The organism is Pseudoalteromonas sp. NZS11_1 (assembly GCF_015864275.1).
GTDB classification, from domain to species: domain Bacteria; phylum Pseudomonadota; class Gammaproteobacteria; order Enterobacterales; family Alteromonadaceae; genus Pseudoalteromonas; species Pseudoalteromonas arctica.
The window spans coordinates 26,872-48,456 of sequence record NZ_JADYXK010000004.1; the positions used below are offsets into that span (position 1 = coordinate 26,872).

Below are 21,585 nucleotides of genomic sequence, written 5' to 3' on the forward strand. Positions count from 1 at the left end.
GATTGATTTTAACAAGTTATCAATGTCTAATAGAAGAATGAGCTTTAACTGTTGTTTATTATGCATTTTTTCAATAGGTTCTTTTTATTAAGCGACCATTATTCAGCCCCTGGTCAGGTTGCTAATTGGCGGGTAAGTGCACTGCGCATTATTCTATCATTAGTAATGGTGCTATGTTTTGCTGTGGCGTGCCACACGTACACAAGCGCTATTGAATTTAACTTAATTTATATTGTTGTATTAACAAGCAGCTTTCTTGCTACTGCATGTGGTTTACTTATAGCAAGTAAGCGTTTTTATCACTTTAGCGCTCATGCACTTTTAATAGCTATTGTAGCTGCTAGCGTGTCAATGAACTTATTTTTAACAGACTTAGAGCTTGCAAAAGTGGGCTCTATGTATATGTATTCTTGCCCGATAATAGCACTTATGCTACTTGGTTATAGAACAGCTCTTGCTTATGGCGTATTAAATGTTGCGCCGTTTTATATGATCATCAATAACGTTGATGTCTCGGGTTTAACCGGCATAGCTCAACAACTTCCCGATGCTGACTTATACATTACAGGGCTTATATTTTTATTTTTTAACATTTGTATTCCCCTTGCTGTGGCGCGCACAATTGTGGCTGCTAAGCGTTTAAACAAAACAATGATAAGCGCTAATACACACCTTAAAGATAAAAATGAGCTTTATCGAAGCCTGTTCACCGAATCAAATAAAGCCAAAATTATTGTTGACGAAAATCTTGTCATTACTGATTTTAATCAACATGCTATTGATATGTTTGGTATAAAAAAAGAATTAAAAGAAGGAAGCGTTAATCTTTCTCATTTATTTCCTGCCTTAGTTTTTGACGACTCTAATGCTCAAAATAAAATTGTGAAGTACAAAAAAAGTTATTTTAAAGCCAGTTATCAGCAAATAACAATGAGTACAAACTACCGTGTATATGACTTTTACGATTGCACGCAAGAGCAGCTTATTAAACAAAATTTATCGATGATGGAACAAGAAAATAAACGTTTACGCTTTAGAGACTCGCAAACAAAACTACCTAATAGAGAATGGTTTGAGCTGCAATGCGACAGATTAACAAGCAAATACCAAAAAGGTTTTTATATTGTTGTTGCGCAAAGTGCAAATAGTGAATATTTAAATTTAAAGCTCACTAAAGCCGACTCTCAAGCATTACTTATTAACGCGTACAAGCGTTTAAAAGCGATGCCAGATGGGCCCCTTTTGTGTGCTCATATAGGAGTAGGAAAGCTTGCTTTTATAATTGGGACAAACTCGCAAAGCGAGCTAGAAGATAAGCTATTAATGCAAATAAAAAATACATTAGATAAAACATATAATGTATTTGGCACTAAGTGTCAGCAATCATTTTTATTTGGTTTTGCAAAGTATCCTGATCATGGAAAAAACAGCACAACAGTACTTAGCAATGCATGCGAAGCACTTAAACTAGCAAATTGTAATATGCCTCTAAGTGGTTATAACGAAAAACAATCACAAGCTTTTATCGAAAAATACGAAATTTCAATGTTATTAGATGAAGCGCTTCAACAAGGCGATTTGTCGGTGCACTATCAACCTAAAGTAGATGCAACGGGTCAATGTATAGGGCTTGAAGCCTTAGCGCGTTGGAACAGTCCAATACTGGGTAATGTGTCGCCAGTGGTATTTATTCCTATTGCAGAAGAATACAGAATGGTTAGTCGGCTAACCGACCTGATTATTCAAAAGGTGTGCGCTCAAATTGCTGATTGGACTAAGGCGGGTTTACCTAGTGTGCCGGTGGCAATAAATATATCTCTAATTGATTTTAGCCAAACCGATTTTATGTCAAAACTGGTTAAATACCTTGCCGACTTTAACGTAAAGCCACCTCAAATAGAGTTAGAACTGACTGAAACTTCTCTTGAGGCAAACCAAGCGCATTCGCTAAAGCTTATGCAAACGCTGCAATCGTGGGGTTTTACTATTTCGGTCGATGATTTTGGGGTGGGTTATTCTAATATTGCACGCCTTGCCGATTACCCTATTAACAAGCTCAAGTTAGATCGCTCATTAATAAGCCAAGTAACGAGCTCTACGCGTCAAAAAAGTTTAGTTAAAGCGGTGCACGTTATGTGTGAAGAGCTTGATATTAAGTGTGTAGCCGAAGGAGTAGAAACCCAAGAGCAAGTAGCAATAATGACGCAAATGGGGTGTAAAGAATTTCAGGGCTTTTACTTTGCTAAACCAATGCCTGCCGAAAATTTTGCAGAACATGTTAGTCGCCATGGCTTAGTATTTAACCCTAAAGAGATGACGGCTCAACTTTAAATGTATAGCGGGTATTTTACTACCTAATTACAGAGCTGTTGGGCGTTTATGGTTATTTCACAATGATGAATAGCCTCAGCTCCCCAATGCTGTATATCTGATTGAGCAGTACAGCCTGCATCTTCAATTAAAGCAGTATTGGCATCACATAAGAGTAGCACTGCGTTATCATCTTGTACGTTCACGATAAGCGTGTATTCCCCAAAGGGTGCAAGTTTGCTTAAATCGTTATTAACAGCAGCTTTTAATAACTCATCAGTTGTTGAATAGGGTGTTTCACTAAATTTTAATGTGCCATCAACGGCTGTAGCAATATCTTTTAATTGCGAGGCTAAGTCGGCCATCACTTCTGGATTGTTATTTTTTGAAGTGTAGCAACCGCTAAGTAATACTATGAGGCTTATACAAAGTAAGTGTTTCATTTTATTTGCTCCATACCGTCATCGTGTTGCGTTCATCGTAGCCTGTATCTAGGTTCCAATTTTTAATTGCACTGCAATCAGTATCTAAAAATACGGCATTGGCAATAACGGTTATGTAGTGCTGAATATTACTAACGGCAAAGTCAAAAATATCGTTGTAATGCATAGGCTCGTGCGGCGTTTTTAGTTGTTCAATAAAAGTGGAGTCAACTTCGTTTGGGCGAGGATAAAACAAACCTAAATCAGCAGCAACATGGCGTGCGCAGGCAAATAATCGATAGCTTTCTTCAACATTATTTACTACAAGCTGAAAACCGTTATGCCATGAATTAAAGTTAGGAGCGTGTTGTGCAGCGTAGCTTGGGTGAACCGTTAACAAAGCATGTTGCCAAATTTTTGCAATATCGGTATCAAAATTATCGTCTTTGTTAGTACAAGATCCAATATTTTGTTGCACGCGGTCAGCATAACCTAACTCACCTAAATTTAAACGCTGCCAAATAAATGCATCTTGGTTCATTTCGCAGGTACGGTGCGCCGTTTGATTTTGCTCATACGGGCCTACTTTTAATTCAACAACCGGATGCACTGTTATATCCGCAGCAACATGGGCCATATAACCGCATAACCAAGCAAAACACTTTTCAAATGCTTCACTTTCAAGTGTTTTGCAGTATTCAATCATGGCTTTAAGTAAATCGCCTGTGTGCTCATAGTGCATTAGGTCGGCCCACGCATTTTGGCTAGGCTGCGCTACTGCTAAGTAAGGATAATCGGGGGCTACACAGCCTAGTTCAAGATATGCTTGGCGTTGGCTCAAAATAAGTTTTGCCTTTTTAGGCATATCCATTTTAGCAAGTGATTTGGTTTGCGTTGCAATATTAACGGCTGTGATGTGCGCAAAAGCACCTGGCATTGTCATATCCTTATGATTTATTAATAGGGGGACAGATTAACATTGAGAGGGGGTTAAATAAAGCCAAGTGAAGTGCTTGTGAGTGTTTAAAAGGGACTAAATTAACTGTTCAATTAGTTGTCCATTTTCGTACAGCTTAGCATATTGGCGTTTATGTTCTTCAAACAGATAGGCGCGTAATTGCTCTTGTCCGCTATGAATCTGAGTGATTTTTGCGGCAATCCCTAGGCTACTTTGCCTAACGGGTTCTACATCTATCGATATGCTTTCTTTGTTGGGTAAGGTAAAGCTCATGTGCTGTAATTTTTTTAAGCTCTCTCCACTTTTAAATGGTTTTAAAAATATTCCAGTACTGGAAATCGATTCAATATTAAAACCTTGGCTTTTAATATTTAGCTCACTCCAGCGCCAACTACGTTGAGTGCCCTTTGTATCAATTACTTCTGGTGCGCTCAAAGTGGGGTTAATTACACCTAACTCATCAATTTTTAATTGCAAGGGAAACCAAAGTTGGTAATTAGCAACTTCAGCAAGCAAAGTTAGATTAGCGTGGGTAAAAAGGTGAGCAATACTCGCGGGTATAGAGCTTTTCATTGTAAGCATATGGTCGCGAGGGGAACGTTGTTTTGTATTTGGTTTGAATAACTCAGCTAAAAAATTTACCTCTTCATTAGAAAAGTCCATATTTCACCCTAGTTACATAAAACAATGCACCACCGTAATTTAAACAATGAATTTGATCAATAAATGCTCTGTTTAAATTTGTTTAGTTAATTTTTACAAGGGCAAGTATGTAAGCTAAACAATTTATTTAAATGAAGTGCTTAACGCTATCGCTTTTCAGGGGCTTGAATTATTTAACATTTATAAAAATATATTTAGGCTCAAGTGGCTAGCTGTTAAACTACAACATATTAGTTTTATAATTTATATTAGAGTTTACATTATGATATGTGCATTTTTACGTGATCAACAGCCGAAGTTACTAGGTATGTTAGTGGCATTGTTTGGTGTTGGATATTCAATAAATGCAGTGGCTCAAGAGCAAAACAAAACTTTAATTTTAGTGGGGTCAGAGCTTACTACCTGTACTAGCGCAAAGCTTAACAATTGCCAAAAAGAGACTGCTATTGATGGTAAGTCACATAATTTATATGCTGTTAGCAACGCTCAAATAAAAAATATCACGCAGCACTGGCCTAATAATAACGTTGAGGCAAAAACGGCTGTATTAAAAACACTTAAAACCTTGCTAGGTAAATCGTCAAATAGCGTATCTAAAACAGATTTATTATGGCTATGGCGCGATATAAATAACCAGCAATTAGAAAGCCTGACTCAGCAAGAATACAACTTTGTATTTGATATGCTAGAAGTGCCGCTACTTGATAAAGACGGTGAGCGCTTAAAAGAGCAAGTAAATACCGATTTTAATATTGAGGTCGCGACTAATAGTATTTTACAATTTGTGTCGGGCAGTTTAAAAGTTAATAACGCAAAACCCACCATGCTTGCTATTACGGCATCGAGCCGCGACCCTTATGAGTCGGCAGATGTAGCGCAGAGTCTTTTAGCACAATCAAATATAAACACTCAATGGTTAGCACTAACGCCAGCACTTGCTAAAGCGATTACGAGTAACTCGTGCGATGAATTACCCGCTCTCAGAAATACATTAATGAATGTGTATAACCGGGAAGCAATTTATCCAGAGTACACAAAGGCCGAATACGCTTTATGCAAAAGTGGCACTAATGCACTTGTATCACTTATTAAAAATAGTACCGGTGTGATGTTTAATAGCGGTAATGCAGCATTAACTCACAAGGTATTATTTGATCAAAACAATAATCCATACCCGTGGACGCAAGCATTGCAAACTCGCCCAGTAATTGTAGGTGAAGGCGCGGGCGCAGCAATCCAAAGTAAAGTGACGGGCATGCTTACAAATACGACAAGCCTTGAGGCACTTCGCAAAAATGAAAATAACACTAATGCTGGTGGACTTGGCAGCTTTAATTTTGGTGTACTAGATACTCAGTTTAGCGAACAAAACCGTACATTTAGGCTCGCAGCGGCGTTAAATAAAAATGAAGTAAAAAAGACTAAAACAGAGATTCAACATGGTTTTGGTATTGATGAAAATACGGCTTTGGTTGTTATTAAATCGCCAGAAGGTAGTTTAATAACCGTAATAGGCAAAAGTGGTGTAGTGCATTTAGCTAACCAAGGTAAAGCACAACCTGAGAGTAAGAGCTATAGCTACTCGTATTGGCCTACAAGCAGTGTAATTGAAATTACCAATAACACGTTTACTCTAAGCAAGCGCACAATAGATGAGGCGTTACCCGCTATAAAAATACCTCCACTGCCAGTGCAGCGTTTTGGCTCAATTTTAACAAATTCAAAACTGCGATCACTTACTCAAGCTATGTGCCTAAGCCAAGAGCAAAGTGCGGTAGCTCAACAAGATGAGTTTATAATTAGCCTTACAGCAACGAGTGACACACAGTATCATCGCGTTAATGCAAAAGAGTTTGGTTGTGCACTAAGCAATTTAGAGTTAGCTATAAAGTCTATTTAGTTACTAACCTGAGCCAAGGGTTTAAGTTTTTGGCTCTTCTCTATAAAATAGCCACCATAATGATTTAAAAGCCTAGCCAAGGCCTTACTAAAAGAGTTTTAAAATGAATAATGAAAATGACGTAATTGATACTTTAGCCGAACTAGAAAGCTTTTTAATAGATGTCGAAAGCGGTGGTTTTGGACTTAAAGGTGTTGCCGGTGTTGGTATGGCTACTAATAACAAAGATGGCAGCCGTTTTGTTGCTGTGTTTGACGATAATCAAAAGCTACTTTTAGCACGCATGATTACAGAAGACGTATTCCAAACAGGGCAAGACATGGTACGAAATGGTGTAGGGCGCAAGCACTAATATTAACTTTACTGAATAACGCCACTGTAAAATGCGTTATTCAGTAAGTATTTATAAATCAAAGTATTGAAATTAAAAGTCCATTTCCCAACCTAGTTGGCACCATGGGTGCTCGTCATCAGCTAATATACTTTGCAATGTAGCAGCTGTATCATTTATTTTTTCAAATAAATCATGACTAAAATTAAAGTCAGGGTTTGGCTCGCTGTACGTTTCTTGAGTTATAATCTTTTGCCATATACAACGACCAACTACATAACTAGTTGCATATTCTTGCCAGCTAATAAATAAGGTTTGTGCCAGTTTTCCAATAGGCTTAAGGTAATGCCATGCTTCTTCTTCGGTTAAAAAATTAACGCTAACACCACAACGACATAAAAAAGCATAGCGGCCAATATCAAAAGCTCTAATACCACAACGAGCCAGTGAGAATTTATGTATTCCTGCCCAGTCCGACATAATACCTATAGGCGTATTTTGATAGGCAGTAGATTTATTCTCAGTGTAGTATCTTGCTAATAAATCATTTCTGGTGAGTTCAGCCATACAACTCATGAAAACTTGGCTATTTGATGTGTTATAAAAAACATTTAAAGTTTCAATTAATTCTTCTTTTGTTGTAACGCCATAAGCATTATCTAAAATACTTAAATTACCGTTAGCAACTGACTCGTCAGTGTAGTTTTTATTGTGATGTTTTAAGGTATTCAATGAATAACCATTTTGCATTGAAAGGTGCCCTGAGAGGCTAATAAGCCATAATTTTTGCTCTGAACTTAAAGCCGCATCATCCGCAATTACACAAGGTACTTCACTTTGATTGTGCATCTACAATCTCCTTTGTTATTTGCAGTTTTTGGCATATATCATTGTAATTAGGATGCATTGGCTGTCCATGTTCAACGAGCTTTTCACAACACTCCACTGCAAATTCAAGTGAGTATATCCCAAGCCTCTGATGTCCGTATTTATCTGCGGCTAATATTAATATGGGTATTGCTGCATCATATTGATCTAAGGCAGCTAGCGATCGCCCTTTGTAATAGTAGGTTTGTGGTAAATTAGAAAACTCGTTAATCGTGATGTTTGCGAGCTTAATACAGGTATCAAAATCATCTATATCAAAAGCTATGTGAATAAACTTTAAGCTCCAACTTGGTTGGTGTGTGATTTTTGGCATAGCTTGCTTAATAGCATAAATAGCGGCTTGTTTTATTTGCTTCACAATCGCTTTATCTTCGAAGTTTGCCAATTTAGCCATTAACGCATGTAGCATTGCCCAAGCATATTGCTGTTTATAGTCTAAATCAGCATAGAGGGTGTAACCCATGGGTTTATTGGGTTTTCCATCATGATCAGTCGCTGGAAGATCTAATGTTTTGAGTTCTAATTGTGAGTATATATTCTCTTGTACAGAGCCTAGCACGCGAGGGGTTTTATAAAACTTGTTAGGAGATGGTTGTATTTTTTTTGCGATAGTTTCCATTATCAAATTGAAATCAATTGAGTCTGGGCAATATATAAATAAATCAACCAGTAGTGGCCAAGGATCTATCTGTTTTTGTAAATGTAGATTCATAAAGGCGATAAAAACGTCAAATGCTTCATCTAAGCGTTCTAGCTTAGCAAGGCATAAAGCCTGTAAATAATTGCAATCAGCGTGAAAAATTAGAGGGTATGTTTGAGTCGTTATTAACGCATCTTGGTAGCGACCATTTTCAAATTGTAACGTCGCTATTTTAAGAGCGTTACTTTCCTCATTTTTTTTAAGATCTTTTATGTAGTATCGACGGGCGATAATCAAAGCAGAGCGAAGGTCTATATCCTCAGGGCTAGTATAAAAATAAGAGTTTAAATACGTATATGCTTTTTCATAATTTTTAAGGTGCAAATAACACAGACCAATCTCTTTAGTCATATTCATCGCATAAAAACTTTTCATAAGTTCTCGCTGCGCAAGATAAATAGTGAGTGCTATATCATAGTTTTTAAGCTTAAATTCTGCGTGTGCTTGTAAATCTCGCAGCTGATCTATGCTTGCATCTGTAGGCTCTGGCAATGAGGCAAGTAACTTACTAATTTCTGTGTATGCACCCAATGTCCATAAATAGTTAGCAACATAAAGATAAAGTGACTCGTCATTATAAAATACCAAATTAATTCGCTGCATAAGCGTAATTAGCTGCTCAGCTGTAAGCTTAGAATATATACATTGCTCTTCTATTAAGTTACGTAACTGAAGATGCTGCTGCAGCTGTTCAAAGCTGATATTGTGATCAATGTTAGATAGGGCATCGATTCGCAGTGGTAGGCTCTGAATATAATGATGCAGTGCAATAGCAAGTTCACGGTAGTGATTATTTTTATTGGTTACTAACTCACTAGAGATTTTCATACTCTCATCTAAAAATTTAAATACCGTGGCAGATAAAAAGTAATTCTCTGAAAAGAAATCAATTAAAGTAAATGAGACTTGCTGACTTTGATCGACATCCCAAAATAATGGCGACGAAAATAATAACTTCCATTGTTCAACATCGCTGCGAGATAACACATTACAATATAATTCATTGAGTGCTACTTGCAGCTCTGAAATAGAGCGAATACAATTTAACTCGATAGGTTGAGGCTTAACTATTTCAACTTCTGTAGGTGCGAGAGAGGGCTCTTCTTCATCAAAAAATGACTCGTTAATAACGCCTTTTTTTTCGTGCTCATCTTCAAATACTTGATTGGGTGCTTTGTCTTCATTTTTAGCAGGTCGTTTAGCCTCTTTAATAGCTAACTCATATGCTTTTCGTAAATCTTTAAACTCTTCGGGAAACTCTGTTGGCGATGTTTTTTTTAGAATCTCTGTATAAGCGAGTTTAATAAGGCGTTTATCTGTTGTGGCTTCAATGCCTAATATTTTCCAATGGTTCATTACTTCACTCTTTATTTAATGCATGTAATTTTTTAACTGAAACTATTTTTTATTAGTTAACTTTAATAGCTAATTCTAATAACTAAGATAGCGCTTTATATTTTCGATCATACGCTCTATTTTGTGGTTATCGTGTGTTTCTAACACTTCCATAAATTGACCAATCGCCTCGCCAATCTCTCGCCTTTTATCGCCTAGATTTTCTTGGAATAAACGCTCTAACTTTGCTTTAAATGCAGTATTTACAAGTTTGTCTTTAGGCAAAACCTTAAGTGCGTTAAGTCGTGAAAAACGTTCACGTAACTCACTTTCACTCAAGCTTTCTTCATTTTCGCCTACATAAGTGCGGTATTTTTTGTCACTTCCAACATTAGTCACTTCAACCTCAAGTACACCATTAAGATCGTAGGTATATGTTAAATATAACTCTTGTATTATATTTAACGGCTCAAGATTTATTTCTAAATCGCCTAAAAACACATTATCTTTAGGGAGATAATGTTCACCCTGATAAATTTTAATGAGTACTTTTTCTTGTTCAGGGTGAGCTGAATAAACAGAACGAGTTTCGCTTATAGGAATCGTCGCGTTACGTTCTATAATAGGCAAAAACTCAGACTGACCATGTTTGTTGTTTACCTCCACGCCTAAAGTGAATGGGCAAACATCAGTCATTATTACGTCTTTCAATTCTTTAGCACGTGCGCTCATACCTGCCTGAATTGCAGCACCAGTAGCGATAGCATGGTCAGGGTTATATTGAGTTTGCGGTATGCGTGAAAACACACGGCTAATTTGCTGTTGAAAAATAGGCATACGCGTAGCGCCGCCAACAAGAATAAGTCCATCAACGTCTTCAAGTGTTAAGTCAGCGTCAGACATCGCACGGTTAATAGGAAACTTAATTCGCTCAATTAACTCGCTACACAATGTACGATAATCTTCCAGAGTGAGGGTATATGAATACGTTTTTTCTTTATATTCAAAATTAAAGCTGGCTGTTGACTCGTTAGTTAATTGGCACTTTAAACGCTCGCACAACGACCAAATATTACGTAGTTCACTATCTGAGAAAAAACCTTTGTACAAATCGTTTTTCTTATAAAGATCTTCTTCAATAACGTTCGTAAAGTCGTTACCGCCTAAGTAGTTATCACCCGATGAGGCGTGTATTTCAAATATGTCGTTAAATACCTCAATAACCGACACATCAAATGTACCGCCACCAAGGTCCAGTACTAAGTAAGTTTGCTCACAGTCTTTATTATCGAGCCCATAAGCGAGTGCTGCGGCTGTGGGTTCATTAAGTAATCTCTCAACTTTTAAACCTGCAAGTAAAGCCGCTTGTTGCGTTGCTTGGCGTTGTTTATTATTAAAATAGGCGGGTACCGAAATAACGGCCTCAGTAATAGGCTCTTGTAAATAATGTTCGGCTTGCTCTTTAAGGCTTTTTAATAAAATGGATGATAGTTCAGTTGCGCTATAATCTTGCGCGCCCAATGAAAAGGTTTTATCAGTGCCCATAAAACGTTTAAATTCACAAATTGTGTGTGCGGGGTGGGTTGCTAATCGATCCCTAGCGGCTTGACCTACAAGAATATAATTATCTTCCGACAAGCCAACAATTGAAGGAACGAGCACATTACCCTCCATATCCGGAATTAACTTAACCGCGTTATCTTGCCAAATACCCACTACGCTGTGGGTTGTACCGAGATCTATCCCTATTTTCATTTTATTTCCTTTACAGAATGACTTAAATCATCGCTATGCTAAGTTACTTAATACAGAGCCTTAAATTCAACTTAGTTTTGCATCGGTGCCATTGTACAGTTTAATTAAAAACCTATTATTAATATCTGATTGAAAATTATACGCTTAACTTTATTTTATTAAAATAGGTAGCGGTTCTTGATGAGAGCAAAGAGGTCTTTAAAAGAATACATATTGGAGAGGTGCAAGCAGATTAGTATCAAGGTTGATAACAAAAAATATGGATCTGGATATAGAGTATTATCGAATTGCTGGAAGTAAAGTTTACTGATGGTTAGGTTTAGATTAACGAAGATTGTTATTTTTAAAGGAATTAATTGGTCGGTATGGAGAGATTCGAACTCTCGACCCCTGCCACCCCATAAAAGTTACGATTAGATTCAAGTAGAAGTAGGTAGCTACAAGTAGTACTAATTTTTCTATTTAACTGATTGTTATAAATGGTTTAAATTTAATTTATTAGTGTGGGTTAGCTCTAAGTAGAATTAAGTAGTTGAATACGGTTGATGCTACATATATGCTGCATGTACTTTATTTTTAATATTTGGTGCTACATATGTCTGTCGTGAAAATGTTATTAACTGATTCGTTATTAAGCTCAGTCCCTGAACCTATTAAACGGATAAATGACACAAAGTTAAGTGGATTTCATGCACGTGTAGGTAAAACACAAAATGATAAAAAGCGTAAAATTGCACTTTACTTAAATTATCGTTTTGGTGGCATCAAAGGTAAACAGCGTAATTACCATTTAGGATACTTTGGTGAGTGCGATTTAAAAGATGTCCGCAAGGAAGTTGAAAGCTTAAAAGGGCGAGTTGCTTTAGGTGAAGACGTATACGAAACAAAGCAGCTATCACTAAAGCAGCAGTTTATCGAAGATACATCACCAACCGTTGAAGAGCTTGCCCAAGAGTTTATTGAAAGAGACATTAAAGTTAACCGAAAAGACGTAGATCCTGTAATGAGAATGTTTAAAAAAGACATTTTGCCCTTTATTGGAAATTATAAACTCAAAGAGATAACTCGGCGTGACATTCTTAATAAGGTGCTTGATCCAATAAAAGATCGAGGTTCAAATACCCAAGCAAATAAAACACTCTCTATTTTAAAACAAATGTTCGACTTCGGTGTTGAGCGAGACCTTATGCAGGGCAATCCTGTAAGTACGGTTAAAAAGAAAAGCGTAGGTGGCCTTGAAAAGTCTCGAACCAGAGCACTGGAGTTTGACGAAGTGATTCAAGTTTTTGAACGCTTAACAAAGCTAGGTGTTAGCCAGCAAGTTATTTACGCATTGAAATGTATTACTTTAACAGGTTGTCGGCCAATAGAAGTTACAGGCGCACAGTGGCAAGAATTTGATTTTGATAAAATGATATGGACAATCCCAGCAGAGCGAGTAAAGCAAAACAAATATGGCGAGAGAACCCACAAAGTGCCAATTACTCAAAATATGGTTATTTTGCTTGATGAGCTGCGCGCAGCATTTGGCTATCTCAATTCAAAATATGTATTCCCGAGTACAACAACTAATAAATCAGGCCCAGGTGAGCAGCCGATTGACAGGCACTCATTGTCACGCTCCATAAGCCGTAAATTAGAGCAATTGGGAGTCCCTAAGTTTGTACCTCACGATTTACGCAGAACAGTTGCGACTCGGTTAGGTGATACCGATATTGGGACTGACCCTATAGTGATTGAAAAAATACTGAATCATCAATTACAAGGTGTGCAGGGCGTTTATAATATGCAGGAATATATGGAGAAAAGAAGAATTGCTTTAGTTTTGTGGGGAAATAAGCTTTTAAAGCTTAGCTAAAATCAAGTTTCATTATTAAAAATATTTATTGCCCAGAAAAAAGGTTTTGGTTCACATGTTCTAGATTTAACATGTGCACCAATTCCATTAACTATCTTTTTCTTGCATATCTTTGTACATAGCAGAAAAGTTAACGCTTGGAAGCATTATTGGTTCATACCCTGCGTTTAATAAAAGAGTGCTTACAAAAGCTCTCATATATGGGAAAGCAATTGCAGGAGCATTCACATGCGGGAAATGAGAATTAACAAATTCATCATCAAATTGATCATCAAGTTTAAAAGTTGATTCATACTCGAGTAACAGTAAATGAGAGTTTTTAATTTTTAGTCTTAGAGCAAAAAAGATATCAAATTTATCTGATGGTTTATCTGAAAACTTCGGTTCATAATGGAACCCAAACTCATCAATTTGGTCAAAGTCCTCAACTTGGTCTTTGTCAATTAGATTTATCTCTTTTGCCTTGTTAATGTGTAGTTGAATATTCATTTTATGCCGCTAAACAGTTATTGTAATCATCATCGTTACAAGCTGAAATAAAACTGCTTCTTTCATCTTTTACATATGTAACTTCTAAAACAGTGATTTCATCATGAATATTATTGTAATGTGCTTGGAAACTATTGAAGGAGTGTTTCCAGTATTTATGTGAAAGTGTATCTGACTCATCGCTCAGAAAGTCACAAGCTAATGGACCAACAGCTTCATAGCTTTGAAGTTCATTGTATAATTCTTCAGCAGAAACTTTAGATAACTCTTCTTTGAGTAATATTACACGTTCTTGTAAACTTAACATACTTATCTCCTTCATGCCGCAGGCATTTTTTCAGCATACTTTGATGGCTCAATGAAACCACACAAGGCAACGCGGTCTTTTGCTTCCTCGAAAACGCAAAGCTGTTGTCGTGTGATTAAACCTAGTTTCGCTTTATTAAATTGGGAATCTACAAAACTAATATTTTCTATCTTCCTTCCATCTTGTGCTTTAACACCTAAATATGGAAATATTTCTTTAGAACATTTTAACTTATTTAATATTTGATTTACTGTTACACTTTTACGTTTTTCATCTTCACCAAGTTTATTAAGTATTATATTTTTTAGTTCAATAAATTCTAATTGGTGTTCAACATTACCGACTAAATCTAAAACTTCTTTTTTGAAACACAAGTCTAAACTAAATACCCCTATAGCTCTACGACCTGCTTTCCCCCACTTTTTTGCCCAATAATCAGAGTCAGTCCAGAAATAATAACCCTGTGTGAGCCATTGGTTAGCCCCATCACCACTGCGAAATGGTATGTTTTCGACAATGTACTCGAATCCATTCTCCAATTTACAAGTGTGGTAGCCAAAGTGAGCAGTCATTTTTTGTTTCTTATGTTGATTGTTATTATAGACACTTATTTTCATCGCTATAGTACATTTTGTCTTCAAGTGTAGCAACACTTTATTAAATGATAGCAATTAGTTATGAATTCTCACTGAAGATACACTTCGGTGATTTCAGGTCTAAAATGCCCATCTCTTGTGAAACAGTCTCTAAGGCCGTTTTATATTTAAAGCCTAATGCATTAAGCTCAATCATTTTTCCTTGAGCGAAGCTATGCCTGAGGACGTGTGCGGCAGTTGAAAAGAGTAGGGCGTTTGAGGCGTACAATTGATATATTTAATTGAAACCTAGCTAGTTTGAGTGCGTCAAATTAAGTTTTTTAAAGTTATTATATTTACGCTGTACTACATACGCGAACCCTTAACACGTTACTTTTAGATTTCATTCAAAATTGTATCTTTTCGAATTAATGAAGAAGTAAGTATTTATCAATAACAACCTCTAAATTTTTGTTTAAAGCTATACTCATAATTGAGGGACTTCCTCTTAATTGAAAGGATAACGATTGTGGCTCTTAAACCAGGACCAAAACCAATTGCTGATTCAACTGGCAAACCTGATAAACGTAGACGTGATAACAAAAACACTCCGGGGAACACCCCAGGATTAAAACCTAGTAAGTCTTCAAAGAAATAAATAAGGTTTGAAATTAAAGCTATCTTGATGGTAGCTTTTTAATTTAACGTAAATAAACTTCAGTAATTTCAGCCCTGAAATGTCCCATTTCTTGTGAAACGGTCTCTAATGCTATTTGATACGGATATTGGTTAAGTATTAACTCTAATACTCTTTCTTGTGCGTAGCTATGCCTTAGGCCGTGAGCACCGTTGGAATATGAAAGAGTACGGTTTGATGCTTTATTAAATGAATCGGACCACTTTTTACCGCCTCCAATATTGTACCGCTGTAAGTAGCTTATTTTTCTATCAACAACAGTGACAGGTTTTTTAAATTTACGAAGTTCTAATTTTGCTGCTAAATCGTGAGGTATTAGGACTTCGCGTTTTAAGCCACCTTTGCCTGTAACTGTATATAGCAGACCGTTTCGACCAGACCATTTTGAACCAAAAGCTGGTCGTTTATCTGCTTTACGCTCTTCAACTTTGGCTATGGTCAATAATTCATGTGCACGAAGCCCCGCAGAGAGCGCTATTTGTGTTGATAATGAATATTTAGGCGTTTGGTGCTTACTTATTATTTGTGCTTGCTCTGTGGTGTAGGCGCGTGATTTAAGAATTTGCTGGTTAATTGATTTAATAACAGGGAGTGTTTGCTTGTTTTTAAGTTTGCCGTTTAGCCTCATCATTGCTTGTATAGCTTGGCGCTCCATATCTAGTGACTTTTGACCCACTATTTCTTTACGGTAATCTAAATAATTGAGTGCTTGAACGATGGTCATTGCCTGAATACCGTTTATGCCAATGTTCTTAGCCCAAGAGGCAACGGTGCTAAGTGATTGCTCGTAGTTTCTGGCAGTTCCAAGAGACTTTATAAGCTTACTTTTTGTAAGCCCTTTTATGACATTGTGTGCTTGAGTTTTTGGTTTCGCAAATTTAGCCATGTTTTTTGATCCATCTTTGAATTGTTGACCAATGAGCATTTATACCTTTACGTTTTAGCCAGCGCTGAAGCTCGACAATGTTAGACCCTTGCTTGTAAATTTCTATTAGCTCGAATTTATGTTTATCAAGCTTAGATGTTTTTTTACGGCTTCCAGCGATTAACTTACTTTCAAATTTTAGTTTTTGGACTTCGGTTAGTGCATCGAATTTCATGGTATGACTCCAGTCGTATTAAGGTTGTAAGATTGACTGACAATAAAGCTCAGCGGCACTTAAGCCTATTCGCCCCTGTTTTTCGCATATGCGAAAGGCTCGGACTGATCTCGCCTGATTATTAACCTCATTTCTACGTGTTGTCAGCAGCTGGAGTGCGCCGTTTTTGGTTGGTTACTACCTCTGAAAAGATAGTATTTACCTCGTTACTACGTGTTGAAGGCAGCAGAATAGCGCCTGTTTTTTTCTGGCTCGTTAGAGCTTCAGTAGCAATAAGATTACCACTTTAGAAATATTTTTCAATCTGCAAATAAAACCTGCGTATAAGAGTATGAATGTGTTGTCCCCCGCTATGTGTAAGCCGATTTTCGGCTTCGACATAGCGGGGGACAGGGGCGAAGCCCCAATGTTTAAACAGAGGCTATTGCTCATGATGCCTCTATTTAAAAAGACGGTTTCGCACTAAAGATATAGCTATGTTAATAAGGGTAAAAGTTAGTATCAAAAGGAGGTTTATTTCAAATGCTTTTTGATTTTTTGTAACTCTTCAATATATATATCTAATTGCTCTTTATTTGCTGCTATCGCATAACCAGTAATAGACGATTCGAGTATGTCATGATTAATATGAAATAGACCTTCACGTATAAGGAAGCTTCTATAGTCTTCGCTTGATATGGACTCCATTGTATCAATATTCATAATTTTGTTCCTGTTTTGTTAATTGACCTTGGTCGTTGTTTCTACCTGAATAATCAAGTCATGTTCCATTTCTTTTAACATAAGCTTTTGCTTATTTAAAAACCATTCAAGCGATATAAACTCAAATCCTAGCCTTCCAACTAGATGCTCTGATGACATGAAATAAAAAGGTTCTTTATAACCATTAACGATTTTGGAGTAAACAAACCCTGCATCTTCTGTCATAACTATTTCAAGATCATAGCCGTTTTCTTTAAACATTTTTTTGAGGATAGCGCCATCAACAACAACGAATAAGAATATCTTACCAGATAAAAAACTGTACAAGGATTCAGCGCTTTGTATGGACAGAGTAAATGGATAGTAATTATCCCATCTTTCATCTGTTTTGCCTTCGTTAAGCATGTATAGAACAGGCTCTTTTACTTCATTAAACAAACAATTAAAATCAATATTGTGGCCTGTTTTTACACCTACGTAATGAAGGCCGGGTTCTGGAGAGGTTTGGTAAAAATTTGTTTTTGAGAGGGCTCGAATTACTTCATTGATTGATGAATTATGATGTACTTCATTTTCTTGGAACTCTACTCTTCTCATTTTTTCTACGCCACCAATATCCCCAATATTATTCTTAAGATAGCTGTGTATTTGATCTATTGATTCAATTTGTCGCTTGACTCGTTTGTTTGTATTAGAGCTAGATTTTACTTCAATTATATGAGGGTCATTTTTATCTAGTAAGCACACATCCCCATGTCTTAATGAATTGGTAATATCGCAAAGTACGGCTGGAATATTATTCGATAAAGCATCCTTAACTATGTCTAACTCTTTGTAAATTCCTTGTTTACCTCCAATATAACCTGCTTTTTGCTTTACTTTGGATGAATTTACTTCGAAAAAAAGTCGTTTAAGATTCCACTTACTAGAATATTTAAAAACGATACCATCGCCAAAGCACCTCCAGACATACAGTAAAAACTTATACCCAGCTAATGAGTCATTTACGTTATTAATTTTTAACTTAAGTTCAGTCGAATATTTTTTTCCGTTTGTATGGGTACGAAGTGAGGTTTTTAGATCTTTTAGCTCAGCTTTTTTTACACATATTTTAACTTCAGTGTTCAGTATTCTATCAATTATGTATTGTTGTATTTCAAATAATGGAGCTAAATTATCTTCTGTTGGGTCAATTGAATTAAGTAAATTTTTTAAATAAAAAATTTGGCTTTTATAATATTTCAACATGCTTAGTTTTGAATCCATAATTTACCTAATTTGTAATAATTGATCACATCATTGCAATATACTAAATTCAAAACTATTAGGTAAGAAAATTAATATAGGTAAACAGTAGCTTAAAAAATATAGAGTCACATGTTTAATAATAGCTTTTAATTATTTGAGCAAGCTCATTCTCTTCACAGTAAAAAAATGCTGTTGGCACTTCTAATACTTTAGCTAGTGCCCGTACTGTTTGAAAGTCGGGTGAATGCACGCCTTTTTCGTACTGATTCATTCTAGGCGACGCCGCGAATTGATCCATCCCTGCCAGTATCCCTAGTTTTTTTTGCGAAAGTCCTTTTGCTAGTCTTGCCTCTTTTAGCCGTTTTGGAAACGGTGAACCATCATTCGTTTTCATTATATTTAATTCTTAACTTGAAAACTAAGAGTTTCTTAGCTTTAATGTGTTCACGATACTAAGGAATACTTAGATAGAGGCGAGTGAAGCAAATGTTGTGGAAAGCAGTTAAGTTTGTAGGAGCCGTTACGGTTGATATTTTACTGGATGTTGATGATAAGTCTGAGCAAGATAAGTTCATTGATGAATACAATGATGGAACTGGAAATGTCGATCATTGCGGTGATAGCTACACAGAGCAAGAAGCGCGTGACGCTCATAGCCGTGGCGAGTTCTACAAATAGTTTTGACAGTTGCTTTTTTAAGTGCAATTGTTAGGTGGGTTTTTACACAAAATACAGGCTACGCAGTTGAAAAGCTGCGTAGTTTTTTTATGATTAATTTTAATGTTTACGCATTTTTACCCGCGATTGTTTTTTTATATATTAAACTGCAAGGTCAAGATAATAGCCGTGATAAGTTATTATCAATTAGAGATAACTTAAGTAAGCTTAATGAAGCACAAGTACTTAGTGAGCTACTTACCTTAGACTTTATGTTTTACGATTATAGTAACGAGCAATCAGAGGTTTGGGATATACAATTAGAGTCTTTTTCATCGTTTTATAAACGTTCAGAAAAAGTGAAAAAACGCGATAATTACTACCCTGAGGCACATGTTCAATCAGTGTTTAAGTGGATGCTTATGCTTTGTGATGATTGTAGTAATAGTTTAAAAACCCATCGTTCAGTAATTCATTAAACGGCAAAAAAAACTTAAAGGGATTTATTATGAAAAGAATTGGCGATTTAGAAATTTACGTAGGTACTAAAGAAGAATATGAGCTTGCCAAATCAAAGGGCATGAAAATTGTTTGTGCTTTAAACAGAGCAAATGGTCATGTAACTCACCAATCTGTTGTTGGTTGGAGTGGCAGGGGATGCAACAAAGATAACCCTTACTACTTATTTAAAGAAACGGAGGAAGTGATTTATTTAAACATGATTGATGGTGATAACCCTGCATATGTAAGTAATGAAATGATCGATCCTGCGTTAGGCTTTATAAAAAGAGCTTTAGACAATGAAGAAAAAGTATTTATCTATTGCAGCTTAGGTGAATCTCGAAGCCCATCTATTGCTTTAATGTATTTACTTGAAAACGGTTTAATAAATAGGGAAGGCGCGGATAAAGTGTTTCGTGAAAACTACTACAGTGAATATAAGCCTAAATTTGGAAACTTGGGCTACATTCAAAAACGGTGGTTATAAACAGAGTGTTATAAAGTTCAATACCCGTTAGAGGCTAAACTCCTTGATTTATACTCCTAAGTAATTTAAATTTATAAATAGGCATATGTTATATGCTTATTTATAACGCGAAGAAATTTCCCTATTTAATTAAGTTCAGTACATTCTACCTATCACTTTCACAGTGAAAAAACAGGCGCCTACGGGCTGCCTTCAATACGTAACGAGGTACATACACGTATGTGTATGCAATTAAGCCATATCTATGTGGCACATTTCTTCGCTTCTTTAACGTATTGGAGATTGTTATGCCTGGATATATTACCGCTCAACAAGCAGCTGCTTATTTAAGCTGTTCTACTCAACATATTTATAATATTCGTAATAAAAGTAAAGCCGCTTTAAAAGCGGGGGATCAGCAGTTGGCTAAAAAACTTTCGCCTGAAAGTATTAAGTTAGGTAACAAACTACTATTTGAAAAGTCGACTTTAGATACTTGGCTTCGAAAGTATGGTGACCGCACATAGCTTGCTAATATGGCAGGCATAAAAAATTATACTTCTTGCCTGCCATGTTGATTACTTTTGACATAGGTATTTTTATTATGAATTCAGCATTACAGCCATTAGTGGTTGAGAATAAGTGTGCTCAGTTGCTTTTAACACAAAGATTATTTCAAACCACACCACCTAGAACACTTAGTGCAGATATAAAACATGAAGCACGTTATAGGTATGGTGATTTAGCGTTAAAAACTCATAAATATATTCAGATAAACCCTAAAAACATCGTGTTTTGGTTGGTTTTTGACATTGATGATGAAAACACTTTCAGCTGGGAAGATAAGTTATTACCGCCACCGAATATAATTGTAAGTGGTTTAGACCGAGCTGATAGCTCTAAAGTAGTTGGTGGCGCGCATCTATTTTATGCAGTGCAATTTGTACCTTCATCAAATGCATCGCGTGAAAAACCTGTCAGGTTTTTAGATGATGTAAAAAAAGGGATGACATTGCAATTAGGCGCTGATGCAGACTATTACGGCCCTTTGAGTAAAAATCCTTTAAATTCAAGTTGGAATACATCTTTCCTTCATGCACATGAATACAGTCTAAATGAATTAAATAATTATTTAACAAAGGTGACAAAAAAACGCCGATATGACTTTGATTGGTCTTTGGTCGCTGAGTCGCGAAACTGTATGGTATTTCATGAACTCAGATTCATAGCATATGAACGCATTAATTATGCGAAAGAAAATTGGACATATGAGCAATGGGAAAGTCATTTATTTAATATTGCTCAGTCGTGTAATGAGTTCAGTTCGTCAGACCTTCCTAAAATCCACCCATTAAACCACTCCGAATTGAAAGGGATTGTTAAGAGTGTGGCTAATTTCACTTGGTTTAAATATAGCTCGTCAAATAACCGTGGGAGAGCCGGACTATTTTTACTGCAAATTAAGATCGTAACTAAAAAACTTGCTCAACAGCAGGGGGCTAAGTTTACACACAAAGCACGTAGAACAAACACAGAGGAAAAAATTACTAAAGCAATAACGAAGATACAAAGTGAAGGGAAAAAGCCTTCACAGGTGCTTATAGCCAACGAAATAGGAATGACTCGACAAGCTGTTGCTAAATATAAACATCTACTAGAAATATGTTAATTATGCTGCACATCAGGGTATTAGGAAATAAGGTAGGGCATGATGTTACATATT

The 21,585-nt window shown here is 36.3% G+C and carries 23 protein-coding genes; 9 read left to right on the forward strand and 14 right to left on the reverse strand.

Annotation, left to right across the window (positions count from 1 at the left end; all coding sequences use genetic code 11):
- The first annotated feature begins 60 nt into the window (after window positions 1-60).
- Window positions 61-2,331: a putative bifunctional diguanylate cyclase/phosphodiesterase gene (locus tag I6F44_RS04905; protein ID WP_197173369.1), complete on the forward strand. Its 2,271-nt coding sequence runs from the start codon at window positions 61-63 to the stop codon at window positions 2,329-2,331.
- Between the two features lie 23 nt (window positions 2,332-2,354).
- On the opposite strand, the gene I6F44_RS04910 is transcribed toward I6F44_RS04905, so the two are convergent.
- From I6F44_RS04910 to I6F44_RS04920, 3 genes are all read right to left on the reverse strand, one after another.
- Window positions 2,355-2,753, reverse strand: a complete 399-nt coding sequence (locus tag I6F44_RS04910) for a hypothetical protein (protein ID WP_197173370.1) — start codon at window positions 2,751-2,753, stop codon at window positions 2,355-2,357.
- 1 nt (window position 2,754) lies between these two features.
- Window positions 2,755-3,669 carry a zinc dependent phospholipase C family protein gene (locus I6F44_RS04915; RefSeq protein WP_197173371.1) on the reverse strand — a complete coding sequence of 305 codons (915 nt, stop codon included), beginning with the start codon at window positions 3,667-3,669 and terminating at the stop codon, window positions 2,755-2,757.
- Window positions 3,670-3,765: 96 nt separating this feature from the next.
- On the reverse strand, window positions 3,766-4,353 hold the full coding sequence (locus I6F44_RS04920; protein ID WP_197173372.1) for a hypothetical protein: 588 nt from the start codon (window positions 4,351-4,353) through the stop codon (window positions 3,766-3,768).
- Between the two features lie 262 nt (window positions 4,354-4,615).
- On the opposite strand from I6F44_RS04920, the gene I6F44_RS04925 reads away from it, so the two are divergent.
- Window positions 4,616-6,253, forward strand: a complete 1,638-nt coding sequence (locus I6F44_RS04925; RefSeq protein WP_197173373.1) for a cyanophycinase — start codon at window positions 4,616-4,618, stop codon at window positions 6,251-6,253.
- Window positions 6,254-6,356: 103 nt separating this feature from the next.
- Window positions 6,357-6,605 carry a hypothetical protein gene (locus tag I6F44_RS04930; protein ID WP_024593050.1) on the forward strand — a complete coding sequence of 83 codons (249 nt, stop codon included), beginning with the start codon at window positions 6,357-6,359 and terminating at the stop codon, window positions 6,603-6,605.
- Window positions 6,606-6,677: 72 nt separating this feature from the next.
- Here I6F44_RS04930 and I6F44_RS04935 read toward each other — a convergent pair whose 3' ends face one another.
- The 3 genes from I6F44_RS04935 to I6F44_RS04945 form a co-directional block, all read right to left on the reverse strand.
- Window positions 6,678-7,433, reverse strand: coding sequence for a DUF1266 domain-containing protein (locus I6F44_RS04935; RefSeq protein WP_197173374.1), 756 nt, complete (start codon window positions 7,431-7,433; stop codon window positions 6,678-6,680).
- The gene (locus I6F44_RS04940) at window positions 7,417-9,528 is read right to left on the reverse strand and encodes a CDC27 family protein (RefSeq protein WP_197173375.1); all 2,112 of its coding nucleotides are present in this window, start codon (window positions 9,526-9,528) and stop codon (window positions 7,417-7,419) included. The genes I6F44_RS04935 and I6F44_RS04940 overlap by 17 nt, the downstream gene beginning before the upstream one ends.
- Window positions 9,529-9,603: 75 nt before the next feature.
- Complete coding sequence (locus I6F44_RS04945) at window positions 9,604-11,262, reverse strand: Hsp70 family protein (RefSeq protein ID WP_197173376.1); 1,659 nt, start codon at window positions 11,260-11,262, stop codon at window positions 9,604-9,606.
- A 595-nt stretch (window positions 11,263-11,857) separates the two neighbouring features.
- On the opposite strand from I6F44_RS04945, the gene I6F44_RS04950 reads away from it, so the two are divergent.
- Entirely contained in the window at window positions 11,858-13,120 is a 1,263-nt protein-coding gene (locus I6F44_RS04950; protein ID WP_197173377.1) for a tyrosine-type recombinase/integrase, read from the forward strand.
- 87 nt (window positions 13,121-13,207) lie between these two features.
- Here I6F44_RS04950 and I6F44_RS04955 read toward each other — a convergent pair whose 3' ends face one another.
- The 8 genes from I6F44_RS04955 to I6F44_RS04990 form a co-directional block, all read right to left on the reverse strand.
- A complete protein-coding gene (locus I6F44_RS04955; protein ID WP_197173378.1) occupies window positions 13,208-13,609 on the reverse strand; it encodes a protein-export chaperone SecB in 402 nt (133 codons plus the stop codon).
- Window position 13,610: 1 nt separating this feature from the next.
- The gene (locus I6F44_RS04960; protein ID WP_165743066.1) at window positions 13,611-13,916 is read right to left on the reverse strand and encodes a hypothetical protein; all 306 of its coding nucleotides are present in this window, start codon (window positions 13,914-13,916) and stop codon (window positions 13,611-13,613) included.
- 11 nt (window positions 13,917-13,927) lie between these two features.
- A complete protein-coding gene (locus I6F44_RS04965; protein ID WP_165743065.1) occupies window positions 13,928-14,533 on the reverse strand; it encodes a hypothetical protein in 606 nt (201 codons plus the stop codon).
- Between the two features lie 659 nt (window positions 14,534-15,192).
- Entirely contained in the window at window positions 15,193-16,074 is an 882-nt protein-coding gene (locus tag I6F44_RS04970; RefSeq protein ID WP_197173379.1) for a site-specific integrase, read from the reverse strand.
- On the reverse strand, window positions 16,067-16,288 hold the full coding sequence (locus tag I6F44_RS04975) for a hypothetical protein (RefSeq protein WP_197173380.1): 222 nt from the start codon (window positions 16,286-16,288) through the stop codon (window positions 16,067-16,069). Before I6F44_RS04975 ends, I6F44_RS04970 begins: the two co-directional genes overlap by 8 nt.
- Before the next feature lie 513 nt (window positions 16,289-16,801).
- A complete protein-coding gene (locus tag I6F44_RS04980) occupies window positions 16,802-16,975 on the reverse strand; it encodes a hypothetical protein (protein ID WP_197173381.1) in 174 nt (57 codons plus the stop codon).
- A gap of 33 nt (window positions 16,976-17,008) precedes the next feature.
- A complete protein-coding gene (locus I6F44_RS04985; protein ID WP_197173382.1) occupies window positions 17,009-18,256 on the reverse strand; it encodes a hypothetical protein in 1,248 nt (415 codons plus the stop codon).
- A 115-nt stretch (window positions 18,257-18,371) separates the two neighbouring features.
- Window positions 18,372-18,632 carry a helix-turn-helix domain-containing protein gene (locus I6F44_RS04990; RefSeq protein ID WP_197173383.1) on the reverse strand — a complete coding sequence of 87 codons (261 nt, stop codon included), beginning with the start codon at window positions 18,630-18,632 and terminating at the stop codon, window positions 18,372-18,374.
- A 92-nt stretch (window positions 18,633-18,724) separates the two neighbouring features.
- Between I6F44_RS04990 and I6F44_RS04995 the strand changes: the two genes are divergently transcribed.
- From I6F44_RS04995 to I6F44_RS05015, 5 genes are all read left to right on the forward strand, one after another.
- The gene (locus tag I6F44_RS04995) at window positions 18,725-18,916 is read left to right on the forward strand and encodes a hypothetical protein (RefSeq protein ID WP_197173384.1); all 192 of its coding nucleotides are present in this window, start codon (window positions 18,725-18,727) and stop codon (window positions 18,914-18,916) included.
- Window positions 18,917-19,005: 89 nt separating this feature from the next.
- A complete protein-coding gene (locus I6F44_RS05000) occupies window positions 19,006-19,374 on the forward strand; it encodes a hypothetical protein (RefSeq protein WP_197173385.1) in 369 nt (122 codons plus the stop codon).
- Window positions 19,375-19,403: 29 nt separating this feature from the next.
- On the forward strand, window positions 19,404-19,883 hold the full coding sequence (locus I6F44_RS05005) for a dual specificity protein phosphatase family protein (RefSeq protein ID WP_197173386.1): 480 nt from the start codon (window positions 19,404-19,406) through the stop codon (window positions 19,881-19,883).
- A 287-nt stretch (window positions 19,884-20,170) separates the two neighbouring features.
- A complete protein-coding gene (locus I6F44_RS05010) occupies window positions 20,171-20,389 on the forward strand; it encodes a helix-turn-helix domain-containing protein (protein WP_008137059.1) in 219 nt (72 codons plus the stop codon).
- A 77-nt stretch (window positions 20,390-20,466) separates the two neighbouring features.
- Window positions 20,467-21,531 (forward strand): replication initiation protein, encoded by a 1,065-nt coding sequence (locus tag I6F44_RS05015; RefSeq protein WP_008137058.1) that lies wholly within the window; start codon window positions 20,467-20,469, stop codon window positions 21,529-21,531.
- The last annotated feature ends 54 nt before the right edge of the window (window positions 21,532-21,585 follow it).